This is a genomic window from Bacillus sp. COPE52 (assembly GCF_003355115.1).
In the GTDB taxonomy this organism is placed as follows: Bacteria; Bacillota; Bacilli; order Bacillales; family Bacillaceae_G; genus Bacillus_A; species Bacillus_A toyonensis.
On sequence record NZ_CP031292.1, the window covers coordinates 3589224 to 3601461 of the forward strand.

Sequence of the window (12238 nt, forward strand, 5' to 3'; positions counted from 1 at the left end):
TCTCATTTTATAGTGCTGCGTTTACATCTAATCTTTCTTTTATCAAATCATTCGTTTTTAACCAATGTGTAATATTTTCAATATCTGTTGAGAATATACGGTCATTTGTAATAGAAGGTACTTGCTGACGGCCTTGATGGTAGAAGCTCTTCGTCACTGTACTCATGTTTTCAATTCCGCGATATTCCGCTGCTTGCATCGCACAAATCATCTCAATTGAAAGAACACGTCTTACATTTTGAATAATTTGATGTGCATGGCGTGAAGCGATTGTTCCCATACTTACGTGATCTTCTTGGTTAGCTGATGACGGGATTGAATCAACACTCGCCGGATGTGCTAACGTTTTATTTTCAGAAACAAGTGACGCAGCTGCGTATTGCATAATCATTGCACCAGACTGCAATCCTGGTTCTGGACTTAAAAATGGAGGTAAATCATTTAATTGCGGATTTACTAAACGCTCAATACGACGTTCTGAAATATTTGCAAGTTCCGCCATTCCTACTTTTAAGAAGTCCATCGCAAACGCAATCGGTTGACCATGGAAATTACCACCCGAAATTACTTTTTCTCCGCCATCAAAGATAAGCGGATTATCTGTTGCTGCATTCATTTCAATTTCTAATTTTTCTTTCACATAATTTAAAACTTGCCAAGAAGCACCGTGTACTTGCGGGATACAGCGAAGTGAATACGCATCCTGTACACGTAGTTCTCCTTGTTTTGTTGTTAACTTACTATCTTGAAGGATGTCACGAATTCTGCTCGCGACTTCCACTTGCTCTTTATAACCACGTGCTTTATGAACATTTTCATCAAATGCATCAATAATGCCTTGTAATCCTTCAATTGTCATCGAAGCAATTAATTCCGCTTGATATGCAGTTGCTTCTGCTTCTATATAAGAAAGAACTCCTTGCGCTGTCATCGCCTGTGTACCATTGATTAATGCAAGCCCTTCTTTCGCTTCAAGTTCAATCGGTTCAAGACCTTCTTCTGTAAGAGCAACCATTGCATGGACTCTTTTCCCTTTATAGAACACTTCACCTTCGCCTAATAATACGAGCGCAAGATGAGATAAAGGTGCTAAGTCTCCACTCGCACCAAGTGAACCTTGTTGCGGAACGACTGGGTGAATTTTGCGATTTACAAACTCAAGAAGCATATTTACAACAAGCGGTCTAACGCCAGATACTCCTTTAAGCATCGTGTTCGCTCGTAAAATTAACATACCGCGAGATACTTCTTCCGGGAATGGATCACCTATCCCGCATGCATGTGACTGAATTAAATTATGTTGAAGTGCCTTTACATCCTCTTTTTGAATAAGCACATCACTAAACTTTCCAAATCCAGTTGTAATACCGTAAACAACTTTTCCGTCTTCTACGATTTTCTCAACTACTTCGCGGCACTCCGCCACCTTTTGCATACTAGTTGGGCAAGCTGTTACACCTTCCCCTTCAAGTAATAACTTCTTCATTTCTTCAACTGTCAATGTATGTCCTGTTAACGTAATCATTCTTTTTTCCTCCTTAAAAAGGCAAAAGGGGACCTTATCTTTTTAAGACAGACTTCTGTCCTAAAAAGTAAGGCCCCCTTCTAACTAATAGACTATGGGCAAATCATATGTGATTAATTCCTAAACCAATCGCCTCATGCTCAGATCCTTTTACAGGTGCACCAATCGTTCCATAAAGTGCAACAGCAACCCATTCGCCTTCTTTTTTTCCGTCGTATGGTGTACCGCGCACAATTGCAAAACGAAGTCCTACTGTACGAAGAACGTCTGCTAACTGAATTTGACCTCTCGTCACTCCGTACAAAGCTTCCATTATTGCATGATAAAGTGCATGTGTTTCTCTGTAAACATCCGTTTCAATAACTCGGTTGCTTTTAGCCGCTGTTTCCATTGCCGCTACGACCTTTTGCGAATTCATCGAACCCACTTTCCCTGTACAATATTTCCAACCTTTTGGAATAGATAATACAGGACTTTCATTCTCATCCGCAAGTGCCAACAGCATGGCCATACGACCAATTCGATGTGTTCCTTGAAGAAGCATGTGACTCTCTCATTTCTTTTAATTATTTGAATATTTCTTAATTTAAGAATAAATGAAAACGGTTAAATCGTCAATAGTTTAAACTCATATTCAAACATTTTTTCACCTCCCCTAATTTTGTGTACACAAATTATTTACACAAAATTTCCAGGCATGCTATATTCTCCCTAACAAATGAAAAGAGGCGAGTTTTCAGTGGCGAAACGAAAAAATATTCATTTTCGAATTGAAGAAAATTTACTTGAAAGGTTTGAAGCAGCACTCCATTACGAAGGCTTAAAGAAGACAGATGTATTAACACATGCGATTCAGCAATTTTGTACGAAGGTGGAACCCGAAAAAATGAATGATGTAAAACGCCAATACAGCGTCAGCAACCATTTACAAACACGTATCCATACGCATAAACGTTTCGAAGAGAAACAAGTGAATTTAGATGAAATCGTCATTGAACATTTACAACTTCAAGGAAAAGAAAACATATTAGAAGTTGGGTGCGCGAGCGGAAAATTCCTTTCCCTTTTACAAACTAACGGTCATAAAGGCCCATTAACTGGATTTGATCAATCGAAAGCCATGCTTTCTGAGGCCGCTAAAAAAAGTACTAGAATTGAATGGAAACAGGGTGATGCTAGTAAACTTCCATTCGAAGATAATTGTTATGACTGGATAATCGCAAGACATATGTTATACCACGTGAAAGATGTAAAAAGAACAATTCAAGATTTTTATAAAGTCATTCGTCCTGACGGTACACTTTTAGCTACAACAAATTCTAACGTTTCATTACCTCGTATAGTTGAAATGTGTAACAACATGTTAGTCGCATTTGATTTACCGCAAACATCAGCAGCGTTTGCTCCATTTTGTTTAGAAAATGGTAAGGAGATATTACAATCTGTTTTTCCAACTGTTGTAGAAACAGTTATTCATAATGCGCTCGTTTTTCATCACGCTACTCCGATCGTAAACTATATTTCTAGCATGTTCCCATCACTGAATATACCAGACAATATGTATCTTCACGCTGAAATGAAGGAATGGATACAAAAAGAAATAGAAAATGAATTATCACTTCATAATGGTATATGGCATGATCCGAAAACGATAGCGATTTATCGATGTAAAAAAGAAAAAAATCAGCAAATAGTAGCTTTTACACATTTTCTCATAAAAGTTTCTCCATCACTACATTGCCTTTACCACAATAAAAATTTGTATTATGTTCGTCTGCTACTCCAAAATAAGAAGCAATCGCTATTCCGAATGGTACAAACGCATGCCCTTGTGCTGTAATGATACTTGAATGCTGCACAACTTCTTTATACACGAAATTTTCTACTGGAAAACAATCGAATCTTTTATAATCTATGGTCGCTGTATAAGATCCCCCTTTCAATAAGCCTGCCTTTGCCAACGCATACGGTCCAGCACAAATTGCTGCCACTAATTTTTCTTGTTCATAAAATTGATGAATGATTGAAAAAAGAGGTTTTGCATCTTTCAACTGTACTTCTTCTCCACCTGGAATAAGTATCCCCTCATACTCATCTACACGCACTTCACTTAATTCTATATGCGGCTGCACTTGCAACCCCGTTTCACTTATAACCAGTTCCTTAGTTAAACCTGCTGTAATGATTTCATATTTATTTTTCAGCAATGCCGTTGCTACCGTTATTTCAAACTCGGCAAATGTTGGGTACACAAATAAAAGTATTTTTTTCATAACCCTCTCTCCTTCAACCATTTCATAAAATATGCCTCTAATTCGTCCACTGTTAATCTATTCGTGTCCACATAAGTTACAGGAAATTGTTTATACCATTCTTTTTCAGTTTCTACTAATTTAAGTTGTTCTTCAAATGTACTTCGGTTTCTTACCCTATCATTATTTTTTCTATCATATACATTCTCTTTCGAAACGTCTAAATAAAAAATTGCATCCGAACGGCATTTTCTTAGTTCACATAAATCATCTTGCAATTCTGTTTCTATATCCCACTCTTTCCCTATTAATTTCGGATAAAAAAGTGTATAGAACTCAATATCTTCTGGCCCACGATCAAAAATCACCGTTGATTCCTGGATATTTTGAAACTCTTTTATTTTTGCTCCAATGAACATTTTTTGATTTGTTATAAAACCCTCTTTTGAATTCATATCTAAATTTAATTCTTTTCGCTTTTCTACAATTCGATATGGATTTTCATATATCACTGATAACCCATGTTGCTCTAGCCTTTTAGCTACTGTTGTTTTCCCACTTGCCATTGGTCCTTGTAGTGAAATTACATATGCCATCCCACTCATTCCCTTTCCATATAATACATTGATAATATACAGAATTTTGAAAACTATCAACAAAATATATATCATCTTGTTTCTTATTCTTATGTAACTTATAATAAAAGTTAGAGATTATGACGAACGCAAAAATAATGTAAGCTTGGAAATCCAAGCTTACATTATTTTTTGCTTTCCCTTTTCTAATAAAAAGAGTATACTAGATTAGAACGTATGTTCTTAACGATTACATACAGTAAGGAGATAGAACAATGGTATACGACACAAAAGCAATTTCTTGGAATGAATCCTTAAAACAACTTCAACGCCGCTATACAAACAAACAAGTTGACCGAAAAGAATTTGAAGATATTGAACTAATGGAATTCTTCCGCGATAACGACTACATTTCTTTACCTACACATATAAGCGGCCTATCAACAGCACGTTTTACTTCTTACTCTATTTTCACAACTGAAGATAAAGATCGTAAAGTTGGCACACTTATTATTGAGTATGTTGAAGACGATAATAATAATTTATGTGTTGAACAACTATACTTTGTTTAAATGATTACGCTTGGTCAAAATGACCAAGCGTTCTTGCTTTCTATGAATCTCAATGTTTATAATATGAATAAAAGAAAATCGAAATCATTTAAGGGGGGATATACTTGCTCGAAGGATGGTTCAGTTGGTTCATTGTATTATGGACTGTCATTTTATTAGGACTTATGTCTATCGGTGGATACTTTATGTTCAGAAAATTTTTAAAACGATTACCAAAAGAAGATGGTATGTCCATTTTAGATTGGGAAGAACACTACATAAATAAAACGAGACATTTATGGGCTGACGAACAAAAACAATTGCTAGAAGAGCTTGTAAGTCCTGTTCCAGAACTATTTCGCGACGTTGCTAAATCCAAAATCGCTGGTAAAATTGGAGAACTTGCATTACAAGAAAATGCCTCTCAAATTACACAAGACTTAATTATTAAAGGATATATTATTGCCACACCAAAGCGTGATCATAAATTTTTAGTAAAAAAGCTACAAGAAAAAGAGATTGATTATTCAAACTACAAGTCTTTACTCGCAAAATAACTTCACATTATTTTCGATAAAAAAGACAGCGCCTTTGACGCTGTCTTTTTTATTTTATACATATACAGTTTTAAGTTAGTTTCATATCTTTTTCATTATAAAAACCATCTTCTTTTTCCATTTCCTTCTGTAATTTCGTAAAGGAACGGTACATCGCAATTCTCCATGATACAATCATCGCAAACGCAAGTAAGAAGAACATGCCGCTAAGTTGTCCTAAATCAAGAGATTGACTTAAGTATGTTTTAAATACAATCCGTACTACAAGTAATCCAATTAATATAAAAACAAATGCTTTTGAACGCTTCAAGTAAATCTCTTGTCCTCTAATTTCAAATTTAGATGTTTTAATAAGAAAAATAGAGAAAATCAAACCAACACCAATTGCTTCTAACATTTCTGCTGGAGTTAATCGAAATTCAGGAAAAACATACATCAATGCTCCCGTACTCATAAAAAATGGCGGAAGTATAATTTTTTTCAATGTTGCAGGTTTCTTAGCTGCTTTTAAACGAATAAACATCGCACCGACAGCCATACAAACAGCAACGATACTTGATAAAAGAACTATGTTCATATTTTCTCATCCTTTTTTGTGGCTATATGCAAAATATACTTTCATTATATGCTTTTCCGTTAGTATTTCCAACATTTTCACAGAATAATACTAAAAACCGGTAAAACCACCAAATAAACTTGAGAAATATACGATAATTTTCGTCATCCAATTAAAGTATAAGAAGATACCCATGACAATCATAATGTATCCTCCGACTTTCATAAAGGCCAGACTATTTCTTTTAATCCAAGACATTTTCGTAATAAAGAATGAAAGTACGAAAAATGGGATAGCAAATCCAAGTATGTAAGCAATCATATAAATCATTGCTGATTCTGGGTTTGTTGCTGCTAATCCAATTACGGACACTAAAATAGGTCCAGTACATGGCGTCCATCCTGCAGCAAAGGCCAATCCAATTAGAACTGATCCAAAATAGCCACTCGGACGATTTTTAAATGTAAATTTACGATCTTGCATTAAAAACTTCGGCTTAAATACCCCAACAATAATAAGACCGAACACGATGATAAATATACCACCTAGCTGTCTAATTAAATCTTTATAATCTGTAAAGATTCCTCCGATAAAACTTGTACCAAATCCAATTGCAATAAATATAATTGAAAATCCAAGTAAGAAAAACGCTGTATGTATCATACTTCTTTTGCGAAGCATTGCATTTTCTTCTTTCAATTCAGAAACCGACATACCTGTTATGTACGATAAAAATGCCGGATAAAGCGGTAAGCAACATGGGGAAATAAATGATAAGAACCCAGCGCCAAACGCTAAAAAAATACTAATATCTTGCATAATTCCACTCCTCTCCTTACATATTGTAGCAAAAACACATAAAAATACTATGAACAATTCGTGAACTCACTTTTACAACGTGGTAATAAGAAAAACCACTCTTTCTCACAGTTTCTAATAAAACGTTTTCATTTCCTTCTATTATATAGAAAAATCTCAATTGGATTAGGAAACTCCTTTAATTGTTATTAACATAACAAAGGTAACATAGTTTCTCAAATGATTAGCACGTATACGTACGTTTATATGCATATTGATTTAAAAAATTTTTTTCAAATGCTGTCTTTATACAATACAAAGCTGATTTTACAATACTTTTATAATTAACAATTTCAAGATTATGCATAAATATCATACTTTTATTATTATTCTATAAAATGTCGCACTTTTCTTTTATTTGACCCTACATTTTTAATTTTGTATACTTCCCTCTAGATATATTTTCGTTACGGAACAACTTCACATAGATGGGAGGAATTTTTCATGCTTCGTTATTCTCTTTTAGTTTTATTAGGAGCGTGTAGTTATGGAATTTTAGCTATTTTTGTTAAACTTGCATATGCAGAAGGATTTTCACTTGGAGAGGTAATTGGCAGCCAATATTTGTTCGGTTGGATTATTTTGCTGGCTATTACACTTCTATTTTCTAGACACCGCGTTCCATTAAAACAAGCATTAATTTTATTCGTTGCAGGAACATCTGCAAGTTTTACTGGAATTTTTTATTATGCTTCATTAAAAACTGTACCAGCTTCTATCGCAATTATTCTTTTGTTCCAATTCGTTTGGGTCGGTATTATTATTGAAGCTATTGTAACAAAAACATTACCTTCAAGGGAAAAAGTTATTTCGGTTATTTTCTTACTTGTAGGTACATTTTTATCAAGTGGTTTACTGGAAAAATCGGCAGGTACTTTCGATACAACAGGAATCATTTTAGGGCTATTATCTGCTATTACATTTGCAACATACATTTTTGTGAGCGGAAAAGTTGCTGTTGAAGTACCTTCATTACCACGTGGTGTCCTGTTAATGGCTGGCGCTTTAACTTTAGTTATGATCGTATTCCCGCCAACATTTATTATGAACGGTGCCATTTCTCAAGGACTTTGGAAATACGGCTTAGGATTAGGAATATTTAGTATCGTTATTCCGTCTATTGCCTTTACAATTGGTATTCCAAAAATCGGTTCTGGCTTAGCGACTATTCTTGGTGCAGCAGAGCTACCAGTTACAACAATTATGTCTGTATTCGTTTTAAAAGAAGCTGTACTATCTTCACAGTGGATAGGTGTATCACTTATTTTAATCGGTATTGCAATTCCGCAAATTGCATATGCAATGCGTGGACGTTATCAAAAACATCATACACATAAAAAAGTGGCAGCATAAAGTGAAACTTTAATTAGTGGGGATTTTGTTCATCCCCACTAATTATTAGCTCACATCACTCGGGCATTAACGAGAGAGGATTTTCATTTGAGAATCCTCTCTTTTATTGTTGTATACTTATAGTAAATACTTCGCTTAAGAAAGAGGGCATAATACGTGGCATCTATTCCAAATCAACTAACAGAAAAACTTATTTCCATTCGCCGACATTTACATGAGTATCCAGAACTATCATATGAAGAGTTTGAAACAACAAAAGCGATAAAAAATTGGTTAGAAGAAGCAAATATTGCTATTATTGATTCCAATTTAGAAACAGGAATTATCGCTGAAATTTCTGGTAATCAAAATGGTCCAATTATAGCAATTCGTGCTGATATTGATGCCCTTCCTATTCAAGAAGAAACAAACTTACCATACACTTCAAAAATTCAAGGTAAAATGCATGCTTGCGGACATGATTTTCATACAGCAGCTATTTTAGGTACAGCTTTCTTATTAAAAGAAAAGGAATCTTCCCTAAATGGAACGGTTCGCTTTATATTCCAACCAGCTGAAGAAAGTAGCAATGGTGCTTGCAAAGTTATTGAAGCTGGACATTTACATGATGTACAAGCTATTTTCGGTATGCATAATAAACCTGATTTACCAGTAGGTACAATTGGCATTAAAGATGGTCCACTAATGGCTGGAGTAGATCGATTTGAAATTGAAATTCACGGTGTCGGGACGCACGCAGCTGTACCAGATGCTGGTGTTGACCCTATCGTCGCATCCTCTCAAATTGTTATGGCACTACAAACAATTGTAAGTCGAAATATTAGCTCTTCACATAATGCCGTTGTAAGTGTTACAAACATTCATTCAGGAAATACGTGGAACGTTATTCCTGAAAAGGCAACATTAGAAGGAACAGTTCGTACATTCCAAAATGAAACACGAGAAAAGATACCAGCTTTAATGGAACGTATTATTAAAGGAGTTTCTGATGCATTAAGCGTAAAAACAGAATTCCGTTTTTATTCAGGTCCTCCTGCTGTTCATAACGATACATCTCTAACCGACTTATCTACTCAAGTTGCCGAAAAAATGAATTTAAATATTATTTCTCCTAACCCATCAATGGCCGGAGAAGACTTCTCCTTTTACCAACAAGAAATACCAGGTTCATTCGTCTTTATGGGAACGAGCGGTACACATGAGTGGCATCATCCTTCTTTTACAATTGATGAACGAGCACTCCCTATAAGTGCAAAATACTTTGCTTTGCTAGCTGAAAAAGCTCTTAAACAATTCTCATAGAAAAAAAAAGCCGTTAAGGGGTACTTAACGGCTTTTCTTATTAAGTTAAATCGCGTTTTAAAAATACTGTATAGGAAATACTTAAAAATACAAATAAATACAGCAATAACATACATGAAGCAAATGGGAAGGTTACTCCTTCAATAAAACTTCCATTCTTGGCAATACCGTATAAATCTGTGTTTGCCGGCAATAAATATTTCACCCAATTATATCTAGTTGCTGCTAGTAACGCAATATTTCCTGATAAAGCAAGAAACAGTGAAATACCGATCGCGCCCCCACTAGATCTTGTTAACACAGAAATCATAAATGCAAACGCTGCGTACACAAGAGTTGGCAACCACGATAAAATATAATATTTACTTACTTCCACAAAAATATTTTGTTTTATAATATTTCCATCTTGAAAAATAAATTCACTCCATGCAGGCTGTTGGAATTTATAAATAACAAGTCCACTTAAAGCGGAGAAAATCATATTAAATATAAACAATAAAGCTGCAAATATAACGATTGCTAAAAATTTTGCTGTTAAAATTTTAAATCGACTCGCCGGACGGATTGTTAAAAATTTATATGTTCCCCAGCTATATTCATTCGCAAAAATTGTACTTGCATACACGAGGATAAATGGAAGCAAAATTGGAAATACGATAAAACCTGTATCTCTCATGAAAGAAAGTGGAGAACTGCTTGCTGGTGCTATATCCGTATCTAAATGCTTCATTTTAAGCTGATATTCCTTTACAAGCTCGTCCCCCGACCTTTCTGCTAAAATAGCTTCTTTTTTCATACCAAGCTTTTTCTCAATTTCTACCGTACGTTCTGTATAATCTGCTTTCCAACCCTTTGTTTCTGGTTCTAAATACTTTACCGTAACCCATCCTAATCCAATTATTAATACTGCAATAACCGCAAAAGGAATAATCGTTCTTTTACGCTTAAATATTTTATACAGCTCGTTATACACTAAATTAAACAATATCTTTTCCCCCTGTTAATTCTAAAAATTGCTCTTCTAACGTTTTTCTTTCTTCATATACACGATAAACTTGAATATTTTTCTCAAGCAAAGTACGAATAACATTTGGGATTTCTTCATCTTTTACATTGATAAGTAGATCATTACCTTTTATTACAACATCACATTCTAACATTTCCGCTGCTTTATTTGCATCATCTACACGTATACGGATCGTCTCCATCTCTTCACTATGACTATGCTGAATATTTTGCGTCGCTACATATTCTCCGTGTTGAATAATAATAACTCTGTCACACATTAATTCAACTTCTGAAAGTAAGTGACTAGATACAAGTACTGCTTTTCCTTGTTCATGTGCAATTTTCTTTATGTACATTCTCATTTCATGTATTCCACTTGGGTCTAGTCCATTCGTTGGTTCATCTAGTACCAATACATCTGGATTATGAATAAGCGCCTGAGCAATCCCTAAACGTTGTCTCATACCGAGTGAATATGCTTTTACTTTACGGTCAATTACTTGTCCCATTCCTAACAATTTCACTACTTCATCGATACGTTCTTCTGTCACATTCCCATTCATTCGGCCGAAATATGTTAAATTTTCGTAGCCGCTCAAAAAAGGATAAAATTCCGGTGTCTCAATTACTGCACCAATTTTCGCAGCAGTTTTTTCAAATTGCTGTTTTACAGATTGACCATCAATCCATACTTCACCTTCTGTCATACGGATCATACCGACCATCATTCTCATTAAAGTCGTTTTTCCAGCACCATTTGGTCCTAGCAGGCCAACAACTTCACCTTTTTTAACTTCGAAACTAATATTTTCTACAAGTGTCTTTGAACCGATTCGCTTCGTTAACCGCTCAACTTTTACAATTGATTGTTCATTTGTCATTCTATACAACCTTTCCTTCCCATTCTTTGTCAGGTCTTTTCACTCTAACACGATTATTTTCATGTGTAAAATAGAAAAAGGCATGATTTTTCATGCCTTTTTCTCAAACTGAAACAAATTTCCGTCTTTTAAACTTCGAACAAATCGACAACATTGCATCATCGATAATACGACGACAGCCATCATAATTATACCAACAACTGCTATTGCATATATTGTAATTGGTGCACTATTTATTCCTTGTATCCCTGCTATTTTCATAAAGATAATCGTGAATAATTTCAAAAATAACATCCCATGAACTAGACCGAAAACAAACGCTGCTCCATAAATGAATAATTGCTCCTGACATAATAAACATAGTATTTCATTTCTTTTCATATTCCCTACTACATAAGATTTAAATTCCTCTCTCCTCACTTGCAGAAGAGAATTCGTCATTTTATACGTAATAAAAATACATATAAAAATCAATACAATAAACAGCGTGTAAAAACACATTTGAAACAAAAATGTTGCCCCTACTTTCCCAGCCGCTAGTTCATTAAATTGTAGCGACATCATAAAAAACAAAATTGCAGTACACATGGCAATCCACATGAATTGCTTTATCCTTTTGGCAGCAAATGTTCTTATATTTTTTCTCGCTAACCGACATAAAGACATAAATTTCTTCCCCTACCTTATAACATACGCATTCTATACTACTAGTGTATAAAAATATGACATTACAAACATCGCACTATAATCTGAATCTTTTCTAAGTCTTTAGTCCTAGAAAGGCAAATGGGAATTTATTCATATTTAAATTATAATTGTA

At 34.6% G+C, this 12238-nt stretch carries 14 protein-coding genes and 1 pseudogene; 5 read left to right on the forward strand and 10 right to left on the reverse strand.

Features of this window, described 5'->3' with window-relative positions; translation table 11 throughout:
- Positions 1 to 7 precede the first annotated feature (7 nt).
- Together hutH and hutP are read right to left on the reverse strand one after the other, a co-directional pair.
- On the reverse strand, positions 8 to 1525 hold the full coding sequence (gene hutH / locus DPQ31_RS17990) for a histidine ammonia-lyase (protein WP_016108912.1): 1518 nt from the start codon (positions 1523 to 1525) through the stop codon (positions 8 to 10).
- A 103-nt stretch (positions 1526 to 1628) separates the two neighbouring features.
- Positions 1629 to 2069, reverse strand: coding sequence for a histidine utilization transcription antiterminator HutP (gene hutP / locus DPQ31_RS17995; protein ID WP_000926519.1), 441 nt, complete (start codon positions 2067 to 2069; stop codon positions 1629 to 1631).
- A 195-nt stretch (positions 2070 to 2264) separates the two neighbouring features.
- On the opposite strand from hutP, the pseudogene DPQ31_RS18000 reads away from it, so the two are divergent.
- A pseudogene (locus DPQ31_RS18000) lies at positions 2265 to 3209 on the forward strand (class I SAM-dependent methyltransferase); the annotation flags it as partial.
- Positions 3210 to 3237: 28 nt separating this feature from the next.
- Here DPQ31_RS18000 and DPQ31_RS18005 read toward each other — a convergent pair.
- Positions 3238 to 3798: a DJ-1/PfpI family protein gene (locus tag DPQ31_RS18005; protein ID WP_079996517.1), complete on the reverse strand. Its 561-nt coding sequence runs from the start codon at positions 3796 to 3798 to the stop codon at positions 3238 to 3240.
- Positions 3795 to 4382 carry an AAA family ATPase gene (locus DPQ31_RS18010; RefSeq protein WP_140158429.1) on the reverse strand — a complete coding sequence of 196 codons (588 nt, stop codon included), beginning with the start codon at positions 4380 to 4382 and terminating at the stop codon, positions 3795 to 3797. Before DPQ31_RS18010 ends, DPQ31_RS18005 begins: the two co-directional genes overlap by 4 nt.
- 245 nt (positions 4383 to 4627) lie before the next feature.
- Here DPQ31_RS18010 and DPQ31_RS18015 point away from each other — a divergent pair, with 245 nt between their 5' ends.
- Together DPQ31_RS18015 and DPQ31_RS18020 are read left to right on the forward strand one after the other, a co-directional pair.
- Complete coding sequence (locus tag DPQ31_RS18015; RefSeq protein ID WP_000262403.1) at positions 4628 to 4924, forward strand: hypothetical protein; 297 nt, start codon at positions 4628 to 4630, stop codon at positions 4922 to 4924.
- A 104-nt stretch (positions 4925 to 5028) separates the two neighbouring features.
- On the forward strand, positions 5029 to 5460 hold the full coding sequence (locus DPQ31_RS18020) for a DUF2621 domain-containing protein (protein WP_000889376.1): 432 nt from the start codon (positions 5029 to 5031) through the stop codon (positions 5458 to 5460).
- Positions 5461 to 5530: 70 nt separating this feature from the next.
- Here the strand turns inward: DPQ31_RS18020 and DPQ31_RS18025 are convergent, their stop codons facing one another.
- The 3 genes from DPQ31_RS18025 to DPQ31_RS29710 all read right to left on the reverse strand — a co-directional run bounded on the left by DPQ31_RS18025 (position 5531) and on the right by DPQ31_RS29710 (position 7001).
- Positions 5531 to 6037: a CcdC family protein gene (locus tag DPQ31_RS18025; protein ID WP_001028440.1), complete on the reverse strand. Its 507-nt coding sequence runs from the start codon at positions 6035 to 6037 to the stop codon at positions 5531 to 5533.
- Positions 6038 to 6127: 90 nt separating this feature from the next.
- Positions 6128 to 6835, reverse strand: coding sequence for a cytochrome c-type biogenesis protein CcdA (gene ccdA, locus DPQ31_RS18030; protein ID WP_208730820.1), 708 nt, complete (start codon positions 6833 to 6835; stop codon positions 6128 to 6130).
- 16 nt (positions 6836 to 6851) lie between these two features.
- Entirely contained in the window at positions 6852 to 7001 is a 150-nt protein-coding gene (locus DPQ31_RS29710; RefSeq protein ID WP_073990665.1) for a peptidase T, read from the reverse strand.
- Between the two features lie 317 nt (positions 7002 to 7318).
- On the opposite strand from DPQ31_RS29710, the gene DPQ31_RS18035 reads away from it, so the two are divergent.
- Complete coding sequence (locus DPQ31_RS18035) at positions 7319 to 8227, forward strand: EamA family transporter (RefSeq protein WP_000947021.1); 909 nt, start codon at positions 7319 to 7321, stop codon at positions 8225 to 8227.
- 156 nt (positions 8228 to 8383) lie between these two features.
- On the forward strand, positions 8384 to 9529 hold the full coding sequence (locus tag DPQ31_RS18040) for a M20 peptidase aminoacylase family protein (protein ID WP_097958442.1): 1146 nt from the start codon (positions 8384 to 8386) through the stop codon (positions 9527 to 9529).
- A gap of 40 nt (positions 9530 to 9569) precedes the next feature.
- On the opposite strand, the gene DPQ31_RS18045 is transcribed toward DPQ31_RS18040, so the two are convergent.
- From DPQ31_RS18045 to DPQ31_RS18055, 3 genes are all read right to left on the reverse strand, one after another.
- On the reverse strand, positions 9570 to 10514 hold the full coding sequence (locus DPQ31_RS18045) for an ABC transporter permease (RefSeq protein WP_000482778.1): 945 nt from the start codon (positions 10512 to 10514) through the stop codon (positions 9570 to 9572).
- Positions 10507 to 11418: an ABC transporter ATP-binding protein gene (locus DPQ31_RS18050; RefSeq protein ID WP_000180632.1), complete on the reverse strand. Its 912-nt coding sequence runs from the start codon at positions 11416 to 11418 to the stop codon at positions 10507 to 10509. Before DPQ31_RS18050 ends, DPQ31_RS18045 begins: the two co-directional genes overlap by 8 nt.
- A gap of 90 nt (positions 11419 to 11508) precedes the next feature.
- A complete protein-coding gene (locus tag DPQ31_RS18055) occupies positions 11509 to 12084 on the reverse strand; it encodes an FtsX-like permease family protein (RefSeq protein WP_097958444.1) in 576 nt (191 codons plus the stop codon).
- Between the last annotated feature and the right edge of the window lie 154 nt (positions 12085 to 12238).